This window comes from Pseudomonas sp. BN607, from assembly GCF_029871175.1.
Classification (GTDB): Bacteria; Pseudomonadota; Gammaproteobacteria; order Pseudomonadales; family Pseudomonadaceae; genus Aquipseudomonas.
In genome coordinates, this window is the sequence record NZ_SSOE01000031.1 from 113,834 (window position 1) to 139,507 (window position 25,674).

26 protein-coding genes are annotated in these 25,674 nt (G+C 59.5%); 19 read left to right on the forward strand and 7 right to left on the reverse strand.

What is annotated here, in order from left to right; genetic code table 11:
- Positions 1-29 precede the first annotated feature (29 nt).
- Positions 30-965, forward strand: a complete 936-nt coding sequence (locus tag E8E68_RS09105; RefSeq protein WP_266029758.1) for an arginine deiminase-related protein — start codon at positions 30-32, stop codon at positions 963-965.
- 431 nt (positions 966-1,396) lie between these two features.
- Here E8E68_RS09105 and E8E68_RS09110 read toward each other — a convergent pair whose 3' ends face one another.
- From E8E68_RS09110 to E8E68_RS09120, 3 genes are read right to left on the reverse strand one after another with little or no spacing between them, the layout of a single operon-like run.
- Complete coding sequence (locus E8E68_RS09110) at positions 1,397-1,981, reverse strand: isochorismatase family protein (protein ID WP_266029760.1); 585 nt, start codon at positions 1,979-1,981, stop codon at positions 1,397-1,399.
- A 36-nt stretch (positions 1,982-2,017) separates the two neighbouring features.
- A complete protein-coding gene (locus tag E8E68_RS09115; RefSeq protein ID WP_266029762.1) occupies positions 2,018-2,854 on the reverse strand; it encodes a pirin family protein in 837 nt (278 codons plus the stop codon).
- An 11-nt stretch (positions 2,855-2,865) separates the two neighbouring features.
- Positions 2,866-3,927, reverse strand: coding sequence for an alkene reductase (locus E8E68_RS09120; RefSeq protein ID WP_266029764.1), 1,062 nt, complete (start codon positions 3,925-3,927; stop codon positions 2,866-2,868).
- A gap of 99 nt (positions 3,928-4,026) precedes the next feature.
- Here E8E68_RS09120 and E8E68_RS09125 point away from each other — a divergent pair, with 99 nt between their 5' ends.
- On the forward strand, positions 4,027-4,908 hold the full coding sequence (locus E8E68_RS09125; RefSeq protein ID WP_266029766.1) for a LysR family transcriptional regulator: 882 nt from the start codon (positions 4,027-4,029) through the stop codon (positions 4,906-4,908).
- 58 nt (positions 4,909-4,966) lie between these two features.
- Here the strand turns inward: E8E68_RS09125 and E8E68_RS09130 are convergent, their stop codons facing one another.
- The 4 genes from E8E68_RS09130 to araD1 all read right to left on the reverse strand — a co-directional run bounded on the left by E8E68_RS09130 (position 4,967) and on the right by araD1 (position 10,552).
- The gene (locus tag E8E68_RS09130; protein ID WP_266029768.1) at positions 4,967-6,553 is read right to left on the reverse strand and encodes an aldehyde dehydrogenase (NADP(+)); all 1,587 of its coding nucleotides are present in this window, start codon (positions 6,551-6,553) and stop codon (positions 4,967-4,969) included.
- A 30-nt stretch (positions 6,554-6,583) separates the two neighbouring features.
- Complete coding sequence (locus tag E8E68_RS09135) at positions 6,584-8,137, reverse strand: altronate dehydratase family protein (RefSeq protein WP_280340792.1); 1,554 nt, start codon at positions 8,135-8,137, stop codon at positions 6,584-6,586.
- 27 nt (positions 8,138-8,164) lie between these two features.
- Positions 8,165-9,484 (reverse strand): MFS transporter, encoded by a 1,320-nt coding sequence (locus tag E8E68_RS09140; RefSeq protein WP_266029772.1) that lies wholly within the window; start codon positions 9,482-9,484, stop codon positions 8,165-8,167.
- 69 nt (positions 9,485-9,553) lie between these two features.
- A complete protein-coding gene (gene araD1, locus E8E68_RS09145; RefSeq protein WP_280340794.1) occupies positions 9,554-10,552 on the reverse strand; it encodes an AraD1 family protein in 999 nt (332 codons plus the stop codon).
- Positions 10,553-10,660: 108 nt separating this feature from the next.
- Here araD1 and E8E68_RS09150 point away from each other — a divergent pair, with 108 nt between their 5' ends.
- The 17 genes from E8E68_RS09150 (at position 10,661) to E8E68_RS09230 (ending at position 25,583) form a co-directional block, all read left to right on the forward strand.
- The gene (locus E8E68_RS09150; protein ID WP_266029776.1) at positions 10,661-11,578 is read left to right on the forward strand and encodes a LysR family transcriptional regulator; all 918 of its coding nucleotides are present in this window, start codon (positions 10,661-10,663) and stop codon (positions 11,576-11,578) included.
- 199 nt (positions 11,579-11,777) lie between these two features.
- On the forward strand, positions 11,778-12,683 hold the full coding sequence (locus E8E68_RS09155; RefSeq protein WP_266029777.1) for an NAD(P)-dependent oxidoreductase: 906 nt from the start codon (positions 11,778-11,780) through the stop codon (positions 12,681-12,683).
- Positions 12,677-12,991 carry an NIPSNAP family protein gene (locus E8E68_RS09160; protein ID WP_060545516.1) on the forward strand — a complete coding sequence of 105 codons (315 nt, stop codon included), beginning with the start codon at positions 12,677-12,679 and terminating at the stop codon, positions 12,989-12,991. Before E8E68_RS09155 ends, E8E68_RS09160 begins: the two co-directional genes overlap by 7 nt.
- Positions 12,992-13,005: 14 nt before the next feature.
- Positions 13,006-13,938 carry a VOC family protein gene (locus tag E8E68_RS09165; protein ID WP_266029780.1) on the forward strand — a complete coding sequence of 311 codons (933 nt, stop codon included), beginning with the start codon at positions 13,006-13,008 and terminating at the stop codon, positions 13,936-13,938.
- A complete protein-coding gene (locus E8E68_RS09170) occupies positions 13,931-14,305 on the forward strand; it encodes a YciI family protein (RefSeq protein WP_026034390.1) in 375 nt (124 codons plus the stop codon). The genes E8E68_RS09165 and E8E68_RS09170 overlap by 8 nt, the downstream gene beginning before the upstream one ends.
- Before the next feature lie 10 nt (positions 14,306-14,315).
- Positions 14,316-15,269, forward strand: coding sequence for a fumarylacetoacetate hydrolase family protein (locus E8E68_RS09175; protein WP_280340802.1), 954 nt, complete (start codon positions 14,316-14,318; stop codon positions 15,267-15,269).
- Between the two features lie 211 nt (positions 15,270-15,480).
- Complete coding sequence (locus tag E8E68_RS09180; protein ID WP_323054377.1) at positions 15,481-16,365, forward strand: transporter; 885 nt, start codon at positions 15,481-15,483, stop codon at positions 16,363-16,365.
- Positions 16,366-16,451: 86 nt separating this feature from the next.
- Positions 16,452-17,687 carry an MFS transporter gene (locus tag E8E68_RS09185; RefSeq protein WP_280340827.1) on the forward strand — a complete coding sequence of 412 codons (1,236 nt, stop codon included), beginning with the start codon at positions 16,452-16,454 and terminating at the stop codon, positions 17,685-17,687.
- A gap of 182 nt (positions 17,688-17,869) precedes the next feature.
- Entirely contained in the window at positions 17,870-18,733 is an 864-nt protein-coding gene (locus E8E68_RS09190) for a VOC family protein (protein ID WP_266029788.1), read from the forward strand.
- 44 nt (positions 18,734-18,777) lie between these two features.
- Complete coding sequence (locus E8E68_RS09195) at positions 18,778-19,434, forward strand: class II aldolase/adducin family protein (protein ID WP_280340829.1); 657 nt, start codon at positions 18,778-18,780, stop codon at positions 19,432-19,434.
- A gap of 18 nt (positions 19,435-19,452) precedes the next feature.
- Complete coding sequence (locus E8E68_RS09200; RefSeq protein ID WP_266029790.1) at positions 19,453-20,913, forward strand: 2-hydroxymuconic semialdehyde dehydrogenase; 1,461 nt, start codon at positions 19,453-19,455, stop codon at positions 20,911-20,913.
- A gap of 9 nt (positions 20,914-20,922) precedes the next feature.
- Positions 20,923-21,705, forward strand: coding sequence for a 2-oxopent-4-enoate hydratase (gene dmpE, locus E8E68_RS09205; protein WP_060545506.1), 783 nt, complete (start codon positions 20,923-20,925; stop codon positions 21,703-21,705).
- A 10-nt stretch (positions 21,706-21,715) separates the two neighbouring features.
- The gene (gene dmpH, locus E8E68_RS09210) at positions 21,716-22,519 is read left to right on the forward strand and encodes a 2-oxo-3-hexenedioate decarboxylase (RefSeq protein ID WP_280340806.1); all 804 of its coding nucleotides are present in this window, start codon (positions 21,716-21,718) and stop codon (positions 22,517-22,519) included.
- A 13-nt stretch (positions 22,520-22,532) separates the two neighbouring features.
- Entirely contained in the window at positions 22,533-22,733 is a 201-nt protein-coding gene (locus E8E68_RS09215) for a 2-hydroxymuconate tautomerase family protein (RefSeq protein ID WP_019470811.1), read from the forward strand.
- 32 nt (positions 22,734-22,765) lie between these two features.
- Entirely contained in the window at positions 22,766-23,704 is a 939-nt protein-coding gene (locus E8E68_RS09220) for an acetaldehyde dehydrogenase (acetylating) (RefSeq protein WP_280340809.1), read from the forward strand.
- 3 nt (positions 23,705-23,707) lie between these two features.
- Complete coding sequence (gene dmpG, locus E8E68_RS09225; RefSeq protein WP_280340811.1) at positions 23,708-24,721, forward strand: 4-hydroxy-2-oxovalerate aldolase; 1,014 nt, start codon at positions 23,708-23,710, stop codon at positions 24,719-24,721.
- A 97-nt stretch (positions 24,722-24,818) separates the two neighbouring features.
- The gene (locus E8E68_RS09230; RefSeq protein ID WP_266029800.1) at positions 24,819-25,583 is read left to right on the forward strand and encodes an SDR family oxidoreductase; all 765 of its coding nucleotides are present in this window, start codon (positions 24,819-24,821) and stop codon (positions 25,581-25,583) included.
- Positions 25,584-25,674 lie beyond the last annotated feature (91 nt).

The window sequence follows — 25,674 nt, forward strand, 5'->3', positions numbered from 1 at the left end:
GATCAGCTCATTACCTTTGGTATTTCTTGATGGCATTCCCAACGCGTTCAATCCAGGCACCTGCGGCTGTGGTGATGATCAGGCCCCATGCGTTTACCCCCAATCCTGAAACCGCTGCTGACAACTCATTCCAGCGTTCGAGTGCTGAGCTCGCTGCACATACCCTTGCCGAAATTGCCCATGGAGAGGTCACCCAGGCGGCCAGTCGGCTGGAAGCCGAGGGAGTTCGGGTGCATCTTTTCGATGATTTGGGCGAGAGAAACACGCCGGACTCGGTGTTCCCGAACAATTGGTTTTCCACGCACCCTGGTGGGCACATCGCAATCTACTCCATGTATTCGCCCAACCGACGGCGTGAGCGACGCACCGATGTTATCGAGATGCTCAAGCAGGAGTATCGGGTCCAGGATGTAATCGACTACTCGGGCCTCGAACAGGATGAACTGTTCCTTGAGGGCACCGGCGCCATGGTGTTCGACCACATGTCCAGGGTGGCCTACACAGCACGCTCCAATCGCGCCGACCCGATAGCCCTCGAACGGTTCAGCACACACTTCAACTTCGAGCCCATGGTGTTCGACACCGCTGACGAGCAGGGGGCACCGATCTACCATACGAATGTTCTTATGTGCGTGGCGACGGAGTTTGCGCTGGTAGGGTTTGGTACTTTCACCAACAAAGTGAGAGCTGAGCAGGTGCGTATGCGTTTGATGGAGTCAGGTCGCGATGTTATCGACCTGACCAATCAGCAGATCGCGGAATTTGCCGGTAATGCGATCGAGCTGTCTGGTCGAGACGGTCGTATCCTTGCGCTTTCCCGCCGAGCGTTCAACAGCCTGACCGATATTCAGCGTCAACGCATCGAACGTTCGGCCCGACTGGTACCGCTTGACGTGCCCACGATTGAAATGGCGGGTGGTTCTGTTCGCTGCATGATCGCCGGCATCCACCTGTCCCCTCGCTAATTGCGATTGCGCAGCAGCATCCATGCACTTTCCGCTTTGCCAGGCTGGAAAGTGCATGTCGATGACAGTGCGCTCAGCGCGCAACACTTCCGTGTGTTGTTGGGCATAGTCGACTTGCGATTGATGTTGCGCGAAGGCTGCACGGGCTCGTGTCCAGGTAGCTCTTGACTGGTCGAAGTCTTACTGACCTTCGCACTCGCGGCTGCGCTACTAAGCCTTGGATGAAGGGCATACGAGATGCTTCATATCTCGCGAACACGCTACCCATCGGCTCATCGGGCTGGTTTTTTTCGAGCAGCCGGGCCAACCATTACAGCCTCTTGCCAGAGTCCTGGCCAAACGCGCGGCACGGGATCGAGCAAGTTATTCTTGAGTGCTTGGCTGGCTTCAAGACGATGAATGTCTCGCGGGCTCACTGTGACTGGGGGCACTTAGCCGCCGAACGACTCCATGAGCACCTGTACCAACTCTCCGCCTTCAGGCGTTGCCCAGCTGCCAGCCAGTTCGGCAATCAACTGGTTGGTGGTGGTCAGCGTTACACCTGCCTTGTCCATCCGACGGAGCGCTATGTCATCGGCCATCGCGGTTGGCGACGCGCCTGCGTCGGCGACAACCTGTACCTCAAAGCCGTCACGGACCAGCGACAGTGCCGGGTAGACGGTGCAGACATCATTGGTTACGCCGGCAATGATGAGCTTCTTGCGACCAGTTGCTTTGACGGCTGCGGCAAAATGTTCGTCGTCCATTGCGTTGACGATGCCCAAGCGCTTGATGCGCTCCGCGAACTCGACCGGGAGGATTTCTTGCAGTTCACTCAGCAACGGCCCTTGCGCATGCTCCTCCATGCTGGAGGTGAGCACGACTGGCAGCTTGAGAATGCGCGCCGCCTTGGCGAGCATCAGCGCATTGCGTTTGAGCTCATCGAAGGGCATGGATTTGGCCCACCCCATGGTGCCAACCTGATGATCGATCAGCAGCAGGGCAGCGTTGTCAGCATTGAAATTTTCGTAAGTCATGATGATCTTCTCGCTTAGTTGGGGATCGTTGTTGGCTTATCGGGTTTGCAGGCTGCCGAACAGCCCGCGTTGATAGCGCTGCACGGCTTCGCCCAGTGCAGCTGGTGACGCCAGCGCCATTGGGCCTTGCCAGTGAACGGGCTGATTCAGCGGTGTCCCTGAAAAAACCACTGCCTTTGCGGCGCCGTTTTTTGCTTGCAGCATGACAACCCGCTTTGGCCCTTGGGGCAGATTCACGGGGGCCTTTGGATCAAGCAGACTGAACGGCTGGCCATCCACGCTCACCTCCCCATCAATCGGCACGACGAACGCTACATGCCCGACCGGGATTGGAATTTCTACCTCACCGCCCGCTTCCAGCAGGATGTCCAGCAACCGGACATCGGTGGGCAACGAGAGGGGGGAGGCGATCTCGCCGAAGGCCCCGAGGGGCACACGAATCTTCACCCCCGGCAGGCGTACAACGGGTACATCGCGTGCTTCCAGGCTGAAGGCATGAGGAGCCTGCGCCTGTTTGTCCTCGGGCAGATTGATGAAGATTTGCAGCATGTGCACAGTCTTGCCGGGCTCCGCTGGTACTTCTTCATGTACCACGCCGCTACCCGCCGCCGTCCAGTGCAGGCCACCGGGATGAATCACATTGCGATTGCCCAGTGAGTCCCGGTTATCGATCCCCGTTTCTGAATCCAGAAACAGGTATGACACTGCGGAGAAACCCGCATGCGGATGCGGTGGGAAGGTCGGTCCGCTGATCCAGGCATGATCCACGCCCAGAAACGGATCAATTGGTTTCGCAAACTGATCGCCACGAAGGCTGAACGCTCGGAACTGGCTTCCATGATTCATACGCTGCAGGCGTGCGGTGGGTAGCATGGCGGCGCTCCTCAGGCCCCCTGGGTCAGGGATGGGTAATCGATGTAGCCCTCTGCGCCAGGCGCATAGAAGGTGTTTTTATCCGGGGCGTTGAGCTCGGCACCGACGCGCAGACGCTCTGGCAAGTCCGGGTTGGCGAGGAACGCGCCACCAAATACAGCTGCATCCGCTTTGCCGCCGGAAATAAGCGCCTCGGCGCTTTCTTTGTTCAGGCCACTGCCGATCAGGTAGCTGCCATTGAACAGCGGACGCAGTGCACTGTGGTAGTCGAACTCGGCCCCAAACAGGGCGACGTGCAGGTAGGCGAGGTTGAACGGCCGCAGGTGCTTTACCAGGTAGGTGTAAGTCTCTTGCGGATTGGCGTCGACGATATCGTTGAAGTTCATTTCCGGAGATATCTTGATACCCACGCGATCGCCGCCCACTTCCTCGACTATCGCGGCAAGCACTTCGAGAACGAAGCGAACGCGGTTTTCAACTGAGCCACCGTATTCGTCGTCGCGCTGGTTGCTGCCGCTGGAGAGGAACTGTTCCGGCAAATAACCCGATGCTGCATGCAACTCCACACCGTCGAAGCCAGCCTCGATAGCCCGACGAGCAGCCTGGCGGTAACCTTCAACGACGCCAGCGATTTCGACGATGCTCAGTGCATGCGGGATGACGAAGTCCTGCAGGCCGGTAGCGGTATAGGTTTGGCCCGCGGCCTTGATGGCTGATGGTGCCTGTGGCTGGGCGCCGTCGATCAATGACGGGTGAGAAACACGGCCGCAGTGCATCAGTTGCATGAAGATACGGCCGCCACGGGCGTGAACGGATTCAGCGACCTTTTTCCACGCTGCTACCTGCTCATCGGTTTCAATACCCGGGGTCCGTACATAACCCTTGCCAAGCGCCACCGGGAAAACACCTTCCGAGATGATCAGACCAGCACTGGCGCGTTGCTCATAGTAGGTGGTGACGAGATCGGAAGGAACGCCAGCATCGTTTGCACGTGAACGTGTCATGGGGGCCATGACCATGCGGTTGGACAGCGTGTAACGGCCTACTTGGACTTCGGAAAAAAGAGAGTTCATTACAGTGCTCCTTTGCGGTGATGGGGTTATCATCATTCAATCCGTTGTCGGGATAAATCCGGCAAAACTGAAATGACTAATCCATTTTTGGAGCAATGCTTGGAATACCTGAACGACATGGCCCTGTTCGTCGAGGTCGTGAAGATGCGCAGCTTTCGGGGCGCAGCGGAGTCCATGAACATGCCAAGCTCGACGCTTTCAAGGCGTATCACCAGCCTGGAGAAGCAGATAGGGTTGCGCCTGCTTCATCGCACCACGCGCAAGATTGAGCTGACAGAGGCCGGCCAGCTTTACTTTGATCGGTGCAAGCGCATTGTCGACGAAGCGAGGCTGGCGCATGAGCAGCTGGGTGAGTTGCTCGCCAGGCCCAGCGGCCTGTTGCGCGCCTCGTTGCCAGTGGACTTCGCCAACATCTACCTGGCGCCGTTGATTGCGGATTTCGCAAGACTGTATCCAGGCATCACCTTTGACTTCGATCTCACACCACGGCAGGTCGATTTGGTCAGTGACCCCGTGGATGTCGTCATTCGGATGGGCGAGCCGGCCAATTCCAACTTGATTGCGCGGAAACTGGCTACCCTGCAACGCGGCCTGTACGCCTCACCTCACTATCTACGGGTTTCCGGCGAGCCCCGTGATCCAGCGGAGCTTGTGCATCACGAATGCCTGCGGATGTCAGGAGCAAGCGCGGACAAGTGGACCCTGACCAGCCAGGGTGCTGTCGAACAGGTTCAAGTGGGTGGCCGCTTTGAGCTGAACAGTGTGGGGATGTTGCGTCGACTTGCCTCGCTAGACCTTGGCATCGCACTCCTGCCTGCCGGTATCGCTGCGCCAGATGTCAATGCAGGTGCTTTGCAACGGGTGCTGCCGCAGTGGCAAGCGACACCGGTACCCGTGTACGCATTGACAGAAACCCGATTGCTTCCTGCCAAAACCCAGCGGTTTATCGAGTATCTGCGAGATCAGTTGGAGCAGCCTTAGTCACAGAGAATGGGGCGCCCGCTCAGCGAGTGCCCCGATGGTTGCGAGTGGTACCAGATCAATCCGCCAAGGTTGCATGCTGCATCTCACCGTCGACCAAACGGCTGATACCCAGCGGATTGGCGTTTTGCAGCGCCGGGGGCAATAGCGCATCCGGGTAGTTCTGGAAGCATACCGGACGCAGGAAACGGTCGATCGCCAGGGTACCGACGGAGGTTCCTCGAGCATCCGAGGTCGCCGGGTAGGGCCCGCCATGCACCATGGCGTCGCACACCTCGACACCGGTTGGATAACCGTTGAGCAGCACCCGACCGACCTTTTCCTGTAACAGCTCACCCAGCCAGCCCCAGTTCGGCAGCTCGTGCGCTTCACCGATCAGGGTGGCGGTCAGTTGCCCACGCAGCGCCTGGATGGCAGCCGCCAGCTGTTGCGCATCCGCCACTTCGATCAGCACAGTGGCCGGGCCGAACACCTCCTCCTGCAACAACTCGTCACCGCCCAGCAGCAGGCTGATGTCGGCCTGGAACAGTTGCGGTTGCGCCTGATGGTCGCCCTGGGCGCTGCCGGCCAGATGACGAACGCCCGGATAGGTGCGCAGGTGCTCCAGCCCCTTGCGGTAGCTGGCCAGCGTGCCGCGATTGAGCATGGTTTGCGCCTGCTGGTCGGCCATGTGCGCTTTGAATTGCTCGACGAAGGCGCTGAAGGCTGGCGAGCGCAGGCCGAGGATCAGACCTGGGTTGGTGCAGAACTGGCCGCAGCCCATCACCACTGACGCGCTGAGGTCACGGGCGATGTTGTCGCCACGGGCCCGCAGGGCCTCGGGCAGGAGGATCACCGGGTTGATGCTCGACATCTCGGCGAACACCGGGATCGGTTGCGCACGCTCGGCGGCGAGCCGGCTGAGGGCGTTGCCGCCCTTGAGCGAGCCGGTGAAGCCCACCGCCTGGATCGCCGGGTGCTTGACCAGCCATTCACCCACGCCGCCGCCATAGATCATGTTGAACACGCCGGCCGGCATGCCGGTGCGCTCGGCGGCGCGGATGATGGCATCGGCCACCCATTCGGCCGTGGCCATGTGGCCACTGTGGGCCTTGACCACCACCGGGCAGCCAGCAGCCAGCGCCGAGGCGGTGTCGCCGCCGGCCGTGGAGAAGGCCAGCGGGAAGTTGCTGGCGCCAAACACCGCCACCGGGCCCACGCCAATGCGGTACTGGCGCAGGTCCGGGCGCGGCAGCGGCTGGCGATCCGGCAGGGCGCGGTCGATCCGTGCGCCATAAAAGTCGCCCCGGCGCAGCACCTTGGCGAACAGGCGCATCTGGCCGCTCGTGCGACTGCGCTCACCCTGGATACGCCCGGCAGGCAGGGCGGTTTCACGGCAGACGGTGGCGACGAAGTCGTCACCCAGGTCGTCGAGTTCGTCGGCGATGGCGTCGAGAAACTCGGCACGCCGGCTGGCCGGCACATTGCGGTACAGCGGGAAGGCGCTCGCAGCGGCTTTTGCAGCAGCATCGACCTCCGCTTCGGTGGCCTGGCTGAACACCCCGGGCAGCGCTTCGCCGGTCGCGGCGTCGAGGCTTTCAAGGCGGATCTCGCCGTGCGCGGAACGTTGGCCGCCGATGTAGTTGTGACCGAGGATGCGGGTCATGGAGGGCTCCGTAATCGAGTGGGTCGGGAATCAGGTGATGGCGCCGATCTGCCACGGCACGAATTCGTTCTGGCCGTAGCCGTGCTGCTCGCTCTTGCTGCGCTCGCCCGAGGCGATGGCGAGCATCAGGCGATAGATGTGCTCGCCGCGTTCTTCGATGGTCATGCTGCCGTCGGCGATGCCGCCGCAGTTCACGTCCATGTCTTCTTCCTGGGTTTGCCACAGGCGGGTGTTGGTGGCGAGCTTGATCGAGGGCGACGGCGCGCAACCGTAGGCTGAGCCACGCCCGGTGGTGAAGGCGATCAGGTTGGCCCCGCCAGCGACCTGGCCGGTGGCCGAGATCGGGTCGTAGCCGGGGGTGTCCATGAACACCAGGCCGTGGGCGCGCACGGGTTGAGCGTATTCGTACACGTCCACCAGGTCGCTGGAGCCAGCCTTGGCCACGGCGCCGAGGGATTTCTCGAGGATGGTGGTCAGGCCGCCTGCCTTGTTGCCGGCCGAGGGGTTGTTGTTCAGTTCGGCGCCCATGCGCGCGCAGTAGGCTTCCCACCACTGGATGCGGGCGATGAGTTTTTCGCCCACCTGCTGGCTTACCGCGCGGCGGGTCAGCAGGTGTTCGGCGCCATAGATTTCCGGGGTTTCCGAGAGGATGGCGGTGCCGCCTGCGGCCACCAGCCGGTCCACGGCATTGCCCAGTGCCGGGTTGGCGGTGATGCCGGAATAGCCATCCGAGCCGCCGCATTGCAGGCCGACGGTGAGATGGCGAACGCTGACCGGCTCGCGTTGCACGTCGTTGGCTTCGGGCAGCAGGGTCTTGATCTGGGCGATGCCGCTGGCGATGGTCTTGGAGGTGCCGCCGGTGCCCTGGATGGTGAAGGTGCGCAGGGTGTTGCAGCTTTCCAGGCCCTGGGCCGCGAGCAGGTCGGGGATCTGGTTGGTCTCGCAGCCGAGGCCGATCATCAGCACCGAATGGAAGTTGGCGTGCACCGCGTAGCCGCCGAGGGTGCGTTGCAGCATGGCCAGGGCTTCGCCACCGGGATCGACCGCGCAGCCGACGCCGTGTGTGAGGGCGACCACGCCGTCGACGTTGGGGTAGGCGGCCAGTGCCTCGGGGTGGATATCACGGCGGAAATGGTCGGCGATGGCCCGGGCCACGGTGGCCGAGCAGTTCACCGAGGTGAGGATGCCGATGTAGTTGCGCGTGGCAACCCGGCCATCGGCGCGCACGATGCCCATGAAGCGGTCTTCGACTGGCGCTTTCACGCCCTTGGCGTCGACGCCGAAAGCGTAGTCGCGGCTGAAGTCGCCCATGGCCACGTTGTGCACGTGGACATGCTGGCCGGCTTCGATGTCGCGGCTGGCGAAGCCGATGATCTGCCCGTAGCGACGCAGCGGCTGGCCCGCCGCGATAGCGCGGGCGGCGACCTTGTGCCCGGCCGGGATCGGCTCGCGCACGCGGATGCCTTCCGGCAGTTCCAGCCCTTCGGTCAGCGGCTGGCGGGCAATCAGCACATCGTCCAGCGGGTTGAGTCGGATCACGGCGTTGGCAGCGCTTGCACTGCCTGTTGTTGTAATGAGTTGCATGACAGTCACCTCAATGGGGCGAGTGGCTTAGGCCAGCCCACGCTCGCGATAGTCGATCAGGCCGGAGAACAGCATCAGGCCGAAGGCCATGACCACGAAGAAGATCAGGGCCAGGAAGTAGGAACCGGTGAACTGCACGATCAGGCCGATCAGGATCGGTACGATGACGCCGACCATGTTGCCGCAGAAGTTCATGCTGCCACCCAGTACGCCGGCCTTGGATTTACCGCCGAGGATGGCCGGCAGGCACCAGTACATGCCGCACCAGCGGATGAAGAACAGCGCGACGCAGAGCAGGGCGATGACGCGGGCCGCATCCGGGGTGTAGGCCACCAGCAGGATGCACAGCGCGGCCACGGCGGCGGAGCCTGCGAACATGCTGCGCATCACGGTGTTTGGCTGGCCACCGTTGGTGCGCCATTTATCGGCGATCCAGCCGCCGATCAGTTCGCCGACGAAGCCGCACATGAAGATCAGGAAGGTGGCGCCGCCCATGGCCTTGATGTCGAGGTTATGGGCCTGGTGCAGGTAGCTCGGCATCCAGGTCAGCAGGCCGTAGAACACGCTGTTGTAGCAGGCGTAGCCGGCGAACATGCACAGCACCGAACGGCTTTTCAGCAGCTCCTTGAGCACGGCCTTGCGGTTGCCGTTGCTGTTGGCCGCGGCGTCGTTGGCGCCGGTGATGTAGTCCAGCTCGGCCTTGTTGACCAGCGGGTGCTCGCTCGGGTGGTTGCGGATGTACCACCAGGCCCAGATGCCGACGACCACGGTGCCGACACCGGCAATGATGAAGGCGATGCGCCAGGAGTCGAACCAGGTGATGAGGCCGGCGATGATGATCGCGCCGAAGGCCGTGCCCAGCGGTGCGCCGCCGTCTACCAGGGTGGCACCACGGCCGCGCTCGTTGGGGGTCAGCCAGGCGCCGTTGAGCTTGGCGCCGGCGGGCATGATCGGCGATTCGGCAACGCCCAGGCCGATGCGGGTGACCAGCAGGGTGATCCAGTTGTGGGCGAAGCCGCCCAGAGCCTGGAACGCGCCCCAGCCGACGGTGGCGACGCCGACGATGTTGCGCACCTGGAAGCGGTCCAGGAGCATGCCGCTGGGGATCTGCATCAGCGCGTACGACCAGAAGAAGGCGCTGAGGATCAGGCCTTCCAGGGCCGGGGTCAGTTCGAACTCGGCGGAAATCAGCGGCAGGGCCACCGACAGCGAAGCGCGGTCGATGTAGTTGATCGCCGCGAGCAACAGCAGGATCAGGAAGATGCGCCAGCGCACGTTGGTCGGACGGGTGCTGTCGGCGGTCGCGAGGGCGGGCGAGGGGGCCGCCGGGTAAGGGCTGTTCTTCATGCTCATCTCACTCTTATGTTTGTTATGAAATGCCGGGGCGGCGCCTCCCTGCGCCTGATGCGGTTCAGGTCAAAGGGGCTTCACGGCTCCCGGTTCCAGGGGCGCGGCAGCCTGGCCGACGGTATTGCGCAGCGGCGCGCCGAACTCGGCCAGGCTGATCTCGAAGACGTCGCCCGGGATGGTCTTGACCTGATCGGCGAACGACAGGGTCGCGGTGCCGAAGAAGTGGATATGCACATCGCCAGGGCGCAGGAATTGCGGGTACTTGAAGTGGTGGTACTCCAGATTCTCCAGGGAGTGGCACATGTTGTCTTCGCCACTGAGGAACGGTTTTTCCCACAATACGGTGTCACCACGGCGAATCCGGCTGGTGCCTTCGAGGTGGCGGGGCAGGTCGCCCACCCGAAGTTCGGGGCCGTAGGCGCAATTGCGCAGCTTGGAGTGGGCCAGGTAGAGGTAGCTGCGGCGCTCCATCACATGGTCGGAAAATTCGTTGCCGATGGCGAAGCCAAGCCGGTAGGGCTGGCCATCATCGCCGATCACGTAGAGGCCAGCCAGTTCCGGCTCCTCGCCGGCGTCTTCGGCGAACGCGGGGCTCTGGAACGCCTGTCCCGGACGGACCACGGCAGAACCGTCGCCCTTGTAGAACCACTCCGGCTGGGCGCCCACCTGGCCTGCGGCCGGGCGGCCGCCGTCGATGCCCCACTGGAACATCCTGGCGGTGTCGGTCAGGGCGGCGGTGTCGGCGGCTTTTTGCTGGTGCATCTTGTCGCGGGTCGAGGCGCTGCCCAGGTGGGTCAGGCCGGTGCCAGTTACCAGGCAGTGGGCCGGGTCTTCGTGGTCCAGCGGCGGCAGCACGCGGCACTCGGCCAGGGCCAGGGAATAACTTTCAGTACTGCTGTCCAGTCCGCGCTCCAGCACTTCGGCGCTGAGGCTGCGCTGGTTGCGGATGGCGGCAAGGGCCAGTTCACGCATGTGGGTGGTGTGGCGGACGAGCTGGATCAGGTCGCCTTCGACCACGCCGACGTGGCGCTGGGCGGTTGCGGTTTCAAATTGGATCAGGCGCATGCTGGCTCCGTGTTGTTCTTGTGGGATCGATGGCAACCACTTTAATTTTCCCGGCCGATGCTGCCTAATGAGAGCTGTTTGCCCCGTGATAACTTTTAGTGATCCCCTATGCTCCCACCCTTGAGTTCCATGGCCTCGCGCCTGCGCCTGCGCCAACTGCGCCTGCTCATCAACCTCGATGAGCTGGGCTCGATCCACAAGGCCGCCGAGGCCATGTCGATTACCCAGCCCGGGGCGACTAAGGCGCTCAACGAGATCGAGTCGACGCTGGGCGCGGTGCTGTTCGAACGGACCAGCAAAGGCCTTGAAGCCAATGACCTGGGCCGTTGCGTAGTGCGCTATGCACGCTTGATCGGTAACGATCTCGCGCATCTGCGTGAGGAGATGCTGGGCATTCTCCAAGGCCACGGCGGACGTCTGTCTGTGGGCACCATCATGGGCGCTGTGCCGATCATGGTCGAGGGTTTGGCGCGCTTGCGCGAGAACCAGCCGGACCTGTCTGTATCGGTGGTGGAGGACACCAGTGACCGCTTGCTCAACCTGCTCGACCAAGGGCGCTTGGATGTGGTGATTTGCCGGACGAGCGTCAGTCCAAGACCTAAAGCCTATGAGAGCCGGGTTAAACATCAGGAACAGTTGGTGCTGGTGGCAAACCCGGCGCATCCGCTGGCGGCCTGCTCAGCGTTGACCCTTGAGCAATTGGCGCAATCGCGCTGGGTGGTGTTCCCGGTAAACATGCCCATGCGCCTGACCCTTGAGCGTGAGTTTCGCGAGGCCGGCTTGAGCTTCCCGCAATACCCCATCGAAACCTCGTCGACTTTCACGACGTTGTCCATGCTCATGCAAGATCGGGATCTGCTCGCGGTGATGCCATGGGATGTCGCCAGGATGGCCCTGGACCACGGCATGCTGGTCCGTCTGCCGCTGCAACTCAAGTCGCGGAGCGAGCCCTACGAGGTCGTGACTCGGGTTGGCGTCGAGCTGAGTAAACCTGCACAGATGCTGGTAGACATTCTGATGGCCTAACCCGTTCAAGTGGCCGCGAAGACACGGCCCTTCGGGCTCCCAGCATGTTCTTCGGGCGGCTGCATGCCCCTCCTATAAGTCTCGATTCTATTTATTCATAAGCAGGGCTGTTTGCTCCGGAACATGGCTGCGCCTAGGTTAGCGCTAAGCCGAGCGACACGCTCCGGACAGAACAAAAACAATAGAAGAGAGGCTTCAAATGCCTGAAATAACCATCGGTATGGTGGGAATCGGTCAGCTTGGCCTTCCTATCGCAACCAACCTGCTTGCTGCCGGGTTTCGTGTCGTCGGATACCGGCGCCGAGACCGCGAGGCTTTCATCAGCCAAGGGGGAGTTGCCCTCGACAGTCCGGCGGCCGTGGCCCAGCGGGCAGATATCATCCTTACCTGCCTGCCAAGTGAGGTCGCCCATGTTGGCATCATGGAAGGCCCTGAAGGTCTGCTTGATTCCATCGGGCCGCAGCACACCCTGATTGAAATTGGCACCTACTGCAAAACGTTCAAGCAACGTATCGCCCAGCGTATCGAGCAACGCGGCGCGCGTGTGCTCGAGGCCGAAGTCAGTGGTACCCCTTCCATGGTGTTGCAGCGCAAGGCCTCATTGTTCCTGGGGGGTGATCCGGACTTGGTTGCGCACTGTAAGCCTGTGCTCAATGCCATCGCCGACATCCAGTTCCACATCGGTGAATTCGGTAGCGCAGTGGCGATGAAGCTGATCGCCAATTATCTGGTAGCTATCCATACCCTGGCTGCTGCAGAGGCGCTGAACCTTGGCGTGAAGGCAGGTTTCGATCCCCAGCAAGTGGTTGATGTGATACGCCAAAGCGCGGGCGGCTCGACGATGTTCAACGCGCGCGCGCCCATGATGGCCGAGCGTCATTTCGTGCCTGCACCCGGGCCGTTCGTAACCCTCGAAAAGTACATTGATATGGCCAGCGAGCTTTCTGATGGGCTCGATTGTGCTGCGCCCTTGTTCAACGCCGCGAAGCCTTATTTTGTGCGTGCGATCGAGGAGGGCATCGGTGAAGAAGATATTTCGGCAGTGATCAAGCTGATCGAGGCCGATTCCATGGCCAATTCCAAAAAAGAGAAAACATCATGCTGATTGAACAACGTACCTACCAACTAAAGCCTGGCGCGATGCACGAGTTCCTGCGCGCGTATCAAGAGGAAGGTCTGCCGATCCAAGGCGAAGCTTTGGGCAACCTGATCGGGTACTTCAAGCCCGAGACCGGAGACATTAACCGGGTCATCCAGCTGTGGGGCTACGCCAGCTTTGAGGACCGCGCCCAGCGGCGCGCGGCATTGTCCAACGACCCTAAATGGCGCGCTTTCCTCGGCAAGAACGCACACATGGTAGAAGCGCAACAGGTCGAGCTGCTCAGCGCCGCACCGTTCTCTCCCATTCGCTAAGAGGAGCCTCACCGATGATTCGCTCTCTTCAACACGTAGGTATGACCATTCCGGACCTGGAAGTGGGTCGTTCGTTCTACGAGGCAGTCGGCCTCGAAGCGCGTATCTCTGGGCAACACGTCGTGATGCGCTGCAAAGGACGCGCCCAAGACCAGGTGCGGCTGATGCCCGGCATCCAGAAGCATTTAAGCTACATCTCATTTGGCACCGACGCTGAGGGCCTGCAGGCAATTCGCGAGAACTTGAGTTTTCATGGGGTAGTAATTCACCCGGCGCCTTTTGACATTGGTCAGGACGGGATCTGGTTCCGTGATCCATCCGGTGACTGGGTACATGTCAACGAAGCCGATTCGATGCCTGCACAACCGCTGGAAACCCCGGAGCTGAATACCCCGGGCCGCTATCGCCGTATTGGTGAGCGCGGCTGTACTCCGACCTCAAAACTGCGTCGGGTAACCCCGCTGCGCCTCGGTCACCTGATCAAGTTCACCGCCGACGTTAATCGTTCCATTGAGTTTTACACCCGCGTGCTGGGGATGAAAGTCTCTGACCGTGCAGGGGACAAGATCGCATTCCTGCGCTGTGGCTGTGGTGGCGACCATCACGTCCTGGGTCTGGCCAAGAGCAGCCATAGTGGCCTGCACCACCTAAGTTTCGAAGTGACCGATCTCGACGAGATCCAGCTCGGGGCCAAACACCTGATGAGTCTTGGCTACGAGAGTGCTTTCGGCTTGGGACGTCATGTGGCCGGCTCCAATTACTTCCACTACATTCGCGACCCTTGGAGCAGCATGGTCGAGTACTTCTGGGACATCGACGTCATCCCGGAAGACGACAGTGAATGGGAAGCTTTCGACGGCGATCCTCAGGATGTGATTGCGGTATGGGCGACCAACCCTCCGCCTGAAGCATTCATCAAGAACTTCGAGGCGGCACGCGATGAGTAACTCATCGGCTCAGGAACTTCTGGCTGGCATGCTGAAAAAACCATTGTTCGTGGTGCTTCGTAAGCCCCGCGATCTGAGTAGGCTGGCGGAGTTGCTGGAAGCTCACTTGATGTGGGCGATTGTCGCCGAGAAACGTGGCGAGCTGTTCGCATCTGGCCCTTTCGTTTCGGCGCACGCGTCGCCAGGCGAACTGGGAGGCATGAGCATCCTGCGCGCGGCTGATGAAGCCGAAGCCCTGCGCATCGTCCAAGCAGATCCGTTCATTGCCAACGGACTGTATGACGTGGAAATCCGCAAATGGCTGCTGATGGAAGGTGGTTTGACCGTCCACGTCAGTTTCTCCGATCAACGCTATTCGCTTTTGTGATGGTGGTCCCATGAAGTATCAGCTTTTTGCTTATTACAACGATTTCCAAGCCCAAGCAACCGGCCTGTTGGTGGGTGAGTACGCTTATGATCTGGGGCACCTTGCTGCCAATGCCGGTGTAAAGGTGCCGTTGGTTTCGCTGGATGCGCTGCTCGACGACTGGGCTGCAACCAATACTCAGCTGCAAGCACTGGCAGATAGAGTCTTCGGCGCTCCAGCGCTCCATGAGGGCTACCGCCTGGACCTTGAGGCGGTGGAGTTTGCGCCGTTTCTGGCTCGGCCGGGCACCATTTATGCTGCGGGCGCTAACTACCGCGACCATGTGGAAGCCATGGCGCGTGCGTTCAACATGAAGTTATCGCTGGACCCACGCAGCGAAGGCATCGCGCCTTGGCACTTCATCAAGCCTGGCCGTGGTTGTCTGGTTGCACACAAGCAGTCGGTCGAGTTCCCGGCAGGTGTGCGGATGCTGGATTGGGAGGCTGAACTGGCAGTCGTGATCGGCAAACGTGCGTCGCGAGTTTCCGTTGAAGAGGCCCTTGAGTATGTAGCCGGGTACACCTGCGCCAATGACCTTTCGGCGCGCGATCGCCTTCGCCGCGAACAGGTCGATGCTAGCTCGCCGTTTCGTTTCGACTGGATCGGGCACAAGTGCTTCACCGGGTCATGCCCATTGGGGCCATACCTGACACCGGCACAGTTCGTGAAAGACCCTGAGAACCTGGATATCAAGCTGGCACGCAACGGCGCTTGGGTGCAGGACTCCAACACGCGGAATCACATGTATGGCGTCGCTGAGCAGATCTCTTATCTCAGCCAGACCATCGACCTGTTCCCAGGTGACGTACTGCTCACCGGCACGCCCGCCGGGGTGGGCATGGAAAGCCATACCTTCCTCGAGCGCGGCGATGTGTTGAAAGTGTGTATCGAAGGGTTGGGCGAGTTGGTAACTACTATCCGCTGAAACCTCCAGAACGAACTGCCTGAGTCCTGACTTACTGAAAATTGCAACTTGCTGAATGATCGGCGTGCGACGAAGCACCCGATCGTTTGGCCACGGCAGAGGAAAACTCGGCCTGGAACTTGAAGATCTCCTCCGCAATACAACAATAAAAGTGGACTATGAGATGAGCAAACCAAACCTCACGGCCAGCCGTGCAGCGTGCCTATGCGTCATGCTACCTTTCACCTCAATGACTTACGCCACTGAAGGTGGTGGTACTTCATATCCTCTCGGTGTTAACACGGTGGGCGCCGGCAAGATGCCACCTCCCGGATTTACCGAGTTCTTCTATCTTTCGGATTATCGTGCAGGTCAAACACTCGATGGGGACGGCGATAGAAAAGCAGGTATTCATGACTTCGATCTAAATATCCAGGCACTTTCGATTCGCGTCGATTATGTCTATCAGGACGTTTCATTTCTCGGCGGCAAATTTGCCAGTCGCGTCGCCTTGCCACTGGTCAAAGGCGATATCAGTTTCAATGTCGATACCCCGGCAGGTCGCGTGAGGCGCAGTGACCATCAGGAAGGCATCGGCGACCTAACCGTCGTGCCATTCGTGCTGGGCTGGAGCTCCCCCCGTTACCATCAGTTGTTCGGGCTGGACGTATTTGTGCCGGTGGGAGCCTACGACAAAGACCGCTTGTTCAACCCGGGTAGGAACACTTGGGCCTATGGGCCATGGTATTCATTTACGGCATATCCGCTGGAAAATCTCGAAGTCAGCGCAAAGCTGATTTATATGATCAACGGCGAGAACAAAGATACCGATTATCGCTCCGGCCATGAGTTCAATGCCGATTACAACATTGGCTACAACATTACCCGCGAATGGCAGCTTGGGTTGAACGGCTACCTCTACAAACAGGTCAGCGATGACGAGAAAGACGGACATACCTACCTAGATGGCAATCGGGGCCAAGTGGCCGCAATCGGTCCCGCTCTGAAGTACCAGGCGCCGGAGTTCGGTTTCGTCATGAAATGGCAACATGAAACGCATGTGGAGAATCGGGCCTCGGGTGACCGTATTTGGTTGCAAGCCGTTTACCGATTCTGAGTGTCGTTTGTTGCAAGGATCGCGCAAAGCAAAGCGACAGTCATTCCATGAATATCACTGCACTAAAATTACAATCAGGTGAAATCATGACTGGTATATCCAAGTGGCATGTATTGATCGGCGGTTTCATTGCCTATCTGTTCGATGCAATGGAAATCATTCTGCTGACCGTGGCGCTCCCGGTCATCCGTCAGGATTTAGGTTTCAGCCTCAATGAGGCAGGCGCTATGGCCAGCGCGACGCTGTTGGGCATTGGCGTCAGCGGGGTTGCGACTGGCTGGTACTCCGACAATTTTGGGCGCCGGAATGCGTTGCTCGCATCGTTGGCAATTTTTGGCGTGCTGACGTGCTTCTTTGCACAGGCTCACGAACTCTACCTACTCATGGCACTGAGATTTGTATCCGGGTTAGGACTCGGTGGCGTCTGGACCATTCTCTCAGCTTATATCGTCGAGACCTGGCCGCCTAAGCAACGGGCGCGCGCGATTTCATTCGTGATCAGCGCATTTCCGATAGGGGCAATCGTGGCCGCATTGGCTGCGAAGTTCATGTTACCCGAATGGCGTTCTATGTTCTTGTTGTCTGGGATTTCGGTGCTCTTGCCCATTCTGTATGTGTACTTCCTTATACCCGAATCGCCCGCCTGGCAAGCACAACGGCATTCGGTTGCTGAAGCCACTTCCCGTATTTCAGTGCGCGAAATTTTTGCACCGGCACTGCTTCGTTATACGCTGTTTGGCTCATGTGCAGCGAGCTTCGCTTTATTGGGGTCGTGGGGCGTAAGTACATGGCTGCCCACTTACCTCATGCAAGACAGGGGGCTGGGCTTGGCAGCCATGACCAGCTTCATGGCGGTCCTTCATTTGGGTAATTTTGTCGGGCTGAACATCTTCGGCTTCATTGCGGATCGCATCGGCAAGCGGCTGACCATTGTCATATCGCTGTTGCTCACATCGCTGATGGCTGTTGTGTACGTCTACACGCCGGAGGCGCAATGGCTCATCTGGATTGGTGCGGGCTATGCCTTCTTCATGGTGTTCGCTGGGTTGTTTGGCTCTTACTTCAGCGAAATGTATCCGATACGCGTGCGAACACTGGGTGCGGGATTCTGTTTCAATGCGGGCAGGGGACTGGCGGCATTCGCCCCGGTACTCCTCAGTGGCATTGCTAGTTTCTACAGCCTTGCCGCTGGATTGATGGTGTGTGCAGGGTTTTACGTTATCTCTGCGATCTTCGTCATCGCTATGCCCCAAAACCCTGTAACGGCAGATGATGGCGATAGCGCCGAAGGCGTTCTGCCAGGGCAAGAAGCGATCAATTAAGTTTCATCTCGCGCATTGCGCCCCGGGTCCCAGGACTCGGGGCTTTTTTTTGCCTGAGTGAAAGCCAATTATGGGAAGGTCATAATAAAATCGGATAGTGGGAATAATGAATATTTGCTTCATTTATTGATCGTCGCGCCTGAAGATCTTGGTCAGACAACATCAATAAGAGGACAACCCTCATGATCAACTTGCACGATATTCGTTACGTCAGGCTGGGTACGGCCAACCTGGATGATGCAAGGCGCTACGCCACTCAGATTCTGGGCCTGCAGGTCGTGCGTGAAGCGCATGGCGCCATCTACTTCCGTTCCGACAATCGCGATCACACGCTCTGCTATTACGAGGGCGATCCCCACGAGACCACCACAGCCTTCGAGGTGAGGACCGCGCAGGATCTGGAAGACGCAGCCATCCTGCTTGAGCGTAACGAATTCAAAGTCCAGCACGGCTCGCGTGAGGACGCTGAAGTGCGCTATGTCGACGACTTCATTCGTTTCAAAGACCCTAGCGGCAACAACATCGAGCTGGTGCTGCGCCCTCATGCCAGTGGTCGCAACTATTTCCCGAGCCGAGATGCCGGCATCACCGGCTTCAGTCATATTGGCTTGCGCACCATGAATCCTCGGCGCGACGAGTTGTTCTGGACACAGCTCGCAAACGCCCGGGTAAGCGATCGCATCGGCGAGGCGCCGCTGCTACGCATCGATGAAGTTCACCACAAGATTGCGCTTTTCCCGTCGTCCCACGCTGGGGTACAGCACATCAACCATCAGGTCGAGTCGGTGGATGATCTGATGCGTGCCTATTACTTCCTGGTTGACCGGGGGATTCGCATCCTGTTCGGCCCAGGGCGCCATCCGACCTCAGGCGCGATGTTTCTGTATTTCGAAGGGCCGGACGGCATGACCTACGAATACTCGACCGGCGTCAGCCTCATCCCTGCGGAGAAAGATGCTAGCCACCAGCCACGGCAGTTCTCGGCGACGAACGAATCCTTCTGCGCATGGGGCGCAAAACCTGACATTCCAGAGTTCAAATCGTGAATCAATTTCCGATACCCAGCGGCGATGCGCAGCGACAGGTGCGCATGGCAGCGCGAGCGCTGGCGCGTGCTGGCCTGGTCCATGCTTATGGGCACTGCAGCCTTCGCCTGGACGATGAGCATTTCCTGGTATGCGCGGCACGCCCCATGGGGCTTATCAGAGCAGGCGAACCCGGGGTCGTGGTGCCAATTCACGGGGAGCTGCCCGAAGGTGTGTTGGGTGAAGTTCGTATCCACCAGCAGATTTACAGCCGTCGCCCCGATGTCCGCGCAGTGATACGGAGCATGCCAGCCCAAGTCATGGCGCTATCCTGCGCCCGGCTGACGCCGCAAGCCCGGCACGGGATGGGCAGCTATTTCAGCGCACCGATTCCCTTGTGGGATGACCCTCAGTTGCTGCGCAACGAAGCACAAGCCAGCGCGCTGGCTGACCAGTTCGGGAACGGGAACGCATTGGTAATGCGTGGTAACGGCGCCATCGTTGCTGGCGTATCGCTAGTCGAAGCGTTGACGTTGACCTGGTACTTGGAAGACGCCGCGCGCATCGAGTTGCAGTTGCACAGTGCCGGCCTTGCCGCTGAAGGACCGGTGCTCGATGCACAGGCATGTGCCCAGCGGGCTGTCACCACCGGCCGGATCTACGAGCGCATGTGGGACTACCTCACCGCCGCTGACCCCGAATACCGCATCCCCTCTCTCTAAAACAAGAAGGAATACCGTATGCCTGCGAAAGAATTCCGCCATTTCATCAATGGTGAGTGGGTGTCCAGCACCCGCACATTTGAAAATCGTAACCCTGCAGACAATAGCCTTGTCGGGTTGGTGCACGAGGCAAACCAGGAGCAAGTCGATGCTGCCGTACGCGCTGCGCGCAATGCCTTGAAAGGCCCTTGGGGCAGCATGACGGTGGCGCAGAGGACTGCGCTGCTACACAAAGTTGCAGAAGGTATTGAGCGTCGTCATGACGAGTTCGTCGCGGCTGAAGTTGCCGATACAGGCAAACCACGTGCGCTTGCTGGCCACCTGGACATCCCACGCGGGGCGGCGAACTTCAAAGTGTTCGCTGACCTGATCAAAAATGTGCCCACTGAAAGCTTCGTGATGGACACACCGGATGGCGGCAAGGCAGTCAACTACGCCGTGCGCGCTCCACGAGGCGTGATCGCCGTGGTCTGCCCATGGAACCTGCCGCTGTTGCTCATGACCTGGAAGGTCGGCCCGGCCCTGGCCTGCGGCAATACCGTGGTGGTGAAACCTTCCGAAGAAACACCCGCTACAGCCACGTTGCTTGCCGAAGTGATGAACGAGGCAGGTGTGCCACCTGGCGTGTACAACGTTGTGCATGGTTTTGGTGGCGATTCTGCCGGTGCCTTCCTGACAGCCCATCCCGAGGTTAACGGCGTGACGTTTACCGGCGAGACCGGCACCGGTGAGATCATCATGAAAGCGGCCGCCAATGGTATCCGCCCGGTATCGCTGGAACTGGGCGGCAAGAACGCCGGCATCGTCTTCGCCGACGCAGATCTTGAAAAAGCCGTCAAAGGTTTGGGCCGTGCCGTGTTCGAGAACAGTGGCCAGGTCTGTCTGGGTACCGAACGTATCTACGTGCAGCGCCCGTTGTTCGAGCGCTTTGTCGCTGCATTCAAGGCGCATGCAGAGGGCATCAAAGTTGGCGACCCCAACCAGGCCGACACCAACATGGGGCCAGTCATTTCGCTGGGCCACCGCGAGAAGATTCTCTCCTACTGCCGCCAGGCCGTTGCCGATGGTGCAACAGTGGTCCACGGCGGCGGTATTGCGCAGGTGCCGCCGCATCTAGCCGAAGGCGCTTGGTTTGAGCCGACCATTTGGACTGGCCTTGCAGAAACCTCTGCCGTGGTCCGCGAGGAAATCTTCGGCCCAGTGTGTCATATCGCCCCATTCGATACCGAAGAAGAAGTGGTCCGCATGGCAAACGACACCCCCTATGGCCTGGCTGCCAGTGTGTGGACGCGCGACTTGCAGGTAGCCCACCGCTTGGGCAGTGCGCTCGATGTGGGCATTTGCTGGATCAACTCGTGGTTCCTGCGCGACTTGCGTACCGCCTTCGGCGGCGCCAAGCAGTCCGGTATCGGGCGTGAGGGGGGCGTTCACTCGCTTGAGTTCTACACCGAACTGCGCAATGTCTGCGTGCGGCTGTAAGGAGCCATCATGAACAAGCAAGAAATCGAAAAGCTTGGCCTGCAGCTGCATCAGGCGTTGACTGACCGCCAGGCAGTCGCGCCGTTGACCGAGCGTAATCCCGACATGACGCTTGAGCAGGCTTATCAGGTCCAACTGGCAATGATCCAGCATCGTCTCGAAGGAGGCCAGAAGGTCATCGGCAAGAAGATCGGCGTCACCAGCCAAGTGGTCATGGACATGCTCGGTGTCGATCAACCGGACTTCGGCCACCTGCTTTCGGACATGCTCTATGTCGATGGTGCTGCGATCTCTCTGGACGGTTTGATCGCGCCTAAGGCTGAAGGTGAAATTGCCTTCGTACTTAAAGAGGACCTGCGCGGTCCAGGCGTCACCGTAGCCGATGTGCTGCGGGCCACCGCCTATGTGATGCCCTGTTTTGAAATCGTCGATTCGCGCATTCGCGACTGGAAGATTCGTATCCAGGACACCGTTGCGGATAACGCTTCCGCAGGTGCGTTCGTGCTGGGGGGGCAGGGTGCCGCACCGCGCGACGTCGATCTGGCCTGTGTCGGCATGACCTTGGAAAAGAATGGTGAAGTTGTCGCAACCGGCGCTGGCGCTGCTGCGCTGGGGCACCCGGCGAACGCTGTTGCTTGGCTAGCCAACAAATTGGGGCAGCTGGGTATCGGGCTCAACAAGGGCGAGGTGATTCTCTCCGGCTCACTCGCCGCCATGGTCCCAGTTCAACCTGGCGATCAATTGCGTGTATCGCTCGGCGGCATCGGCTCCGCCTCTGTCCGTTTCGTTTGAAGGAACTCTTATGAATCTCTCTCCAAGCACCATTGCCCAACTCGCCGAACACCTGGAAAACGCTGAACTCAATCGAGAGGCGGTAGCGAAGATCACCGATGCTCACCCAGACATGGATTGGGAAGATGCCTACGCGATCCAGGATGCGATCCGTCAGCGCAAGGAGGCACGCGGCGTGCGCATTCCAGGCCTGAAGATGGGCCTGACTTCCTTTGCGAAAATGAAACAAATGGGCGTGACTGACCCTATTCACGGCTTCCTGACTGACTACGGTTCATGCCTTGATGGCGCGGCCATCGATGTCGATAGCCTCATCCACCCCAAAGTGGAAGCCGAGATCGCCTTTGTGCTCAAGCATCCGCTGAAAGGCCCGGGCGTGCACGTTGGCGATGTACTGGCTGCCACTGATTTCATTCTGCCTGCCGTTGAGGTCATCGACTCGCGCTACGAGAACTTCCGCTTCGATCTCAAGAGCGTCATTGCGGATAACACTTCCTCGGCGCGATTCGTCACAGGCGGCCAGATGAGCGGTGTACAAGGCATCGACCTGAAATGCCTGGGTGTCGTCCTGGAGAAGAATGGCGAAGTCGTCGCGACTGGCGCTGGCGCCGCCGTACTGGGTCACCCGGCGCAGAGCGTAGCGATGCTGGCCAACATGCTGGGCGCCAAGGGGCGTGAGCTGCCGGCCGGCTGCTTCATCATGACCGGAGGCATTACCGAGGCGATCGCTGTTGCAGCTGGGGACAACATCACCGTCCGCTACCAGCACTTGGGCAGCGTCTCCATGCGTTTCACCTCTTCCAGCCAACGTTGATTCGGAGTCGTCCATGCCTATCGCCATGATCCACCTCGCCGAAGGGCGTAGTGAAGAGAAAAAGCACGCATTGTTGGTCAGCGTCACTCAGGCCATCGCGCACAGCCTCGAAGTGCCAGTCGACAGCGTACGCGTGTTGTTGCAGGAAATCCCAGATACGCAGTGGGCCGCAGGTGGCAAGACCCTGGCCGAGCGGCGGCGCGGTAATGCCTGACCCAAGACTGTGTCACTAGAGGAAAAACAACAATGAGTAATCCAATCAGCGTCGCAATTATTGGTTCCGGCAATATCGGCACCGACCTGATGATCAAGATCCTGCGCAATGGCAAACACTTGAAAATGGCCGCCATGGTCGGCATCGACCCGGCCTCCGACGGCCTGGCCCGTGCTGAACGACTGGGGGTAGCCACCACGGCTGGCGGTATCGACGGCTTGCTGGCGATGCCTAACTTCAAAGATATTCGTATCGTCTTTGATGCCACCAGCGCAGGTGCGCATGCACACCATAACGAAGTCTTGCAGCAACATGGTGTGAAGGTGATCGACCTGACGCCTGCGGCAATCGGCCCCTATACCATCCCCGCGATCAACCTGGACGCCGAGCTGGATGCGCCGAACATCAATATGGTGACCTGCGGTGGGCAAGCCACTATCCCGATGGTGGCAGCGGTGTCGCGTGTGGCCAAGGTGCACTACGCAGAAATCATTGCCTCGATCAGCAGCAAATCTGCCGGTCCAGGCACCCGGGCCAACATTGACGAGTTCACCGAAACCACGTCGCAGGCGATTGAAAAACTCGGTGGTGCACAGCGCGGTAAAGCCATCATTGTGCTCAACCCCGCCGAACCACCCCTGATCATGCGCGACACGGTGTTCGTGTTGTCCGAGCTTGGAAGTCAGGACGAGATTGAACGTTCGATCGAAGATATGGTTGCCAGCGTACAGAGCTATGTACCGGGCTATCGACTCAAGCAAAAGGTTCAGTTCGAGGTCATGCCCGAAGATGCCCCGGTCAATGTTCCGGGCCTGGGCAAGCTCAGCGGTCTGAAAACCTCGGTATTCCTTGAGGTAGAGGGCGCCGCCCACTACCTGCCAGCTTACGCAGGCAACCTCGACATCATGACCTCGGCCGCCATGGCATGCGCCGAGCGCATTGCAAGTACTCGCATGAACGCAGAGGGCTGAACCATGACAACGCAGAAAAAAATCTACATCTCGGACGTGACTCTGCGCGACGGTAGCCACGCCATTCGCCATCAGTACAGCCTTGAACACGCACGGACAATCGCCCAAGCCCTGGATGATGCTCGGGTAGATTCCATCGAAGTAGCCCATGGCGACGGTTTGCAGGGTTCTAGTTTTAACTACGGGTTTGCTGCCCACAGCGACCTGGAGCTAATCGAAACAGTGGCGAGTGTGACCCGCCACGCGATGATCACCACGCTGCTGTTGCCCGGGATCGGGACCATTCACGATCTCAAGGACGCCTATTCAGCGGGGGCCCGCGGGGCGCGTATTGCGACCCATTGCACTGAAGCCGATGTTTCTCGTCAACATATCGAATACGCTAGAAAGCTGGGCATGGATGTTGTCGGTTTCTTGATGATGAGCCACATGCAGACACCGCAAGGGCTGGCGCAGCAAGGCAAGTTGATGGAGAGCTACGGAGCAAACTGCATTTATGTGGTCGACTCAGGCGGCGCATTGAACATGAGCGATGTGCGCGATCGCTTCAAAGCGCTGAAAGACGTGCTTGATCCGCACACGCAAACCGGGATCCATGCCCACCACAATCTGAGCCTCGGCGTGGCCAACTCCATTGTCGCGGTGGAGGAGGGATGTGATCGCGTTGATGCAAGTTTGTCGGGAATGGGCGCTGGGGCCGGCAACGCACCTTTGGAGGTTTTCATCGCCGCCGCCGAGCGGTTGGGCTGGAATCACGGCACCGATCTCTACACCCTGATGGACGCTGCCGATGACATCGTCCGACCCCTTCAAGATCGACCGGTGCGAGTTGACCGCGAGACCTTGGCGCTTGGCTATGCGGGCGTTTACTCAAGCTTCCTTCGCCATGCTGAAGCAGCGGCCAAACGGTATGGCCTGAGTACTGTGGACATTTTGGTCGAGTTGGGCCGTCGGAAAATGGTTGGAGGCCAAGAAGACATGATTGTCGATGTTGCCTTGGATCTGACTCGACGTTGATTGGTGGATCATTGCAACAGTCTTTGGTGTTTTTACGGGATTGTCCGTCTTGGTCACTCAAAATAGAGTGAAAAAAACAACGAGGATGTGTTCCATCATGGCTGATCTAAAAGACCGAAACATCATGCTAACTGGGGCGTCAGGCGGTATTGGACGTGCCTCTGCACTGGCCTTTGCCGAAGCTGGCGCAAGGGTTGTATTGATAGATCGCGATGTTTCGGGTCTTGAAGAGGTCTACAGCGCTATTACTTCGACGGGCGGCAAAGCTTACTCAATCGTATGTGATATCACGAATGAAGAGGCTGTTGCCGCTGCAGTTGAGGAGGTCGTGGTTCGGTTTGGCAAGCTCCATGGTGCGTTTAACAATGCCGGCGTCGAGCAAAGTAACTTGCCGCTTCATGAGATCTCGTCTGCCGCATGGGAACGCATTGTTCGCATTGACCTGACGGGTGTTTTCTACTGCATGAAGTATCAGGTTCGCGCCATGCTGAACAGTGGGGGTGGCTCAATCGTGAATACCGCGTCTGCATTAGGCGCGGTAGCAATTGCGGCCGCTGCTGATTATGTAGCAGCCAAGCACGGCGTGATTGGTTTAACCAAGGCGGCTGCGGTTGACTATGGCACGCAAGGCATCCGCGTTAACGCGATCATGCCGGGTGTCATCGAAACGCCGATGATCGTACGTGCCTCACAAGACCCGAACTTCGCCAAGCAGTTTTCGGCATTGCGGGAGCGCCACCCGATTGGCCGTCTAGGCCAACCAGAGGAAATTGCCAAGGCGGCACTATGGTTGCTGTCGGACGACGCGAGTTTCGTAACCGGTACATCGCTGGCCGTCGACGGCGGTTACCTCACCACTTGATGGAGCTGCTCGCGGCCTTTGTATTTTCAATGTCATCGACTGGGAACGGTCGCCTAAGGTTGCCTTGCTGATTTAGCAACGGCAGCAGAGC

Coding starts and splice junctions, on each gene's coding strand:
- E8E68_RS09105 (WP_266029758.1), top strand. CDS start 30: ATGGCATTCCCAACGCGTTCAATCCAGGCACCTGCGGCTGTGGTGATG.
- E8E68_RS09110 (WP_266029760.1), bottom strand. CDS start 1,981: ATGACTTACGAAAATTTCAATGCTGACAACGCTGCCCTGCTGCTGATC.
- E8E68_RS09115 (WP_266029762.1), bottom strand. CDS start 2,854: ATGCTACCCACCGCACGCCTGCAGCGTATGAATCATGGAAGCCAGTTC.
- E8E68_RS09120 (WP_266029764.1), bottom strand. CDS start 3,927: ATGAACTCTCTTTTTTCCGAAGTCCAAGTAGGCCGTTACACGCTGTCC.
- E8E68_RS09130 (WP_266029768.1), bottom strand. CDS start 6,553: ATGACCCGCATCCTCGGTCACAACTACATCGGCGGCCAACGTTCCGCG.
- E8E68_RS09135 (WP_280340792.1), bottom strand. CDS start 8,137: ATGCAACTCATTACAACAACAGGCAGTGCAAGCGCTGCCAACGCCGTG.
- E8E68_RS09140 (WP_266029772.1), bottom strand. CDS start 9,484: ATGAAGAACAGCCCTTACCCGGCGGCCCCCTCGCCCGCCCTCGCGACC.
- araD1 (WP_280340794.1), bottom strand. CDS start 10,552: ATGCGCCTGATCCAATTTGAAACCGCAACCGCCCAGCGCCACGTCGGC.
- E8E68_RS09150 (WP_266029776.1), top strand. CDS start 10,661: ATGCTCCCACCCTTGAGTTCCATGGCCTCGCGCCTGCGCCTGCGCCAA.
- E8E68_RS09155 (WP_266029777.1), top strand. CDS start 11,778: ATGCCTGAAATAACCATCGGTATGGTGGGAATCGGTCAGCTTGGCCTT.
- E8E68_RS09160 (WP_060545516.1), top strand. CDS start 12,677: ATGCTGATTGAACAACGTACCTACCAACTAAAGCCTGGCGCGATGCAC.
- E8E68_RS09165 (WP_266029780.1), top strand. CDS start 13,006: ATGATTCGCTCTCTTCAACACGTAGGTATGACCATTCCGGACCTGGAA.
- E8E68_RS09170 (WP_026034390.1), top strand. CDS start 13,931: ATGAGTAACTCATCGGCTCAGGAACTTCTGGCTGGCATGCTGAAAAAA.
- E8E68_RS09175 (WP_280340802.1), top strand. CDS start 14,316: ATGAAGTATCAGCTTTTTGCTTATTACAACGATTTCCAAGCCCAAGCA.
- E8E68_RS09180 (WP_323054377.1), top strand. CDS start 15,481: ATGCTACCTTTCACCTCAATGACTTACGCCACTGAAGGTGGTGGTACT.
- E8E68_RS09185 (WP_280340827.1), top strand. CDS start 16,452: ATGACTGGTATATCCAAGTGGCATGTATTGATCGGCGGTTTCATTGCC.
- E8E68_RS09190 (WP_266029788.1), top strand. CDS start 17,870: ATGATCAACTTGCACGATATTCGTTACGTCAGGCTGGGTACGGCCAAC.
- E8E68_RS09195 (WP_280340829.1), top strand. CDS start 18,778: ATGGCAGCGCGAGCGCTGGCGCGTGCTGGCCTGGTCCATGCTTATGGG.
- E8E68_RS09200 (WP_266029790.1), top strand. CDS start 19,453: ATGCCTGCGAAAGAATTCCGCCATTTCATCAATGGTGAGTGGGTGTCC.
- dmpE (WP_060545506.1), top strand. CDS start 20,923: ATGAACAAGCAAGAAATCGAAAAGCTTGGCCTGCAGCTGCATCAGGCG.
- dmpH (WP_280340806.1), top strand. CDS start 21,716: ATGAATCTCTCTCCAAGCACCATTGCCCAACTCGCCGAACACCTGGAA.
- E8E68_RS09215 (WP_019470811.1), top strand. CDS start 22,533: ATGCCTATCGCCATGATCCACCTCGCCGAAGGGCGTAGTGAAGAGAAA.
- E8E68_RS09220 (WP_280340809.1), top strand. CDS start 22,766: ATGAGTAATCCAATCAGCGTCGCAATTATTGGTTCCGGCAATATCGGC.
- dmpG (WP_280340811.1), top strand. CDS start 23,708: ATGACAACGCAGAAAAAAATCTACATCTCGGACGTGACTCTGCGCGAC.
- E8E68_RS09230 (WP_266029800.1), top strand. CDS start 24,819: ATGGCTGATCTAAAAGACCGAAACATCATGCTAACTGGGGCGTCAGGC.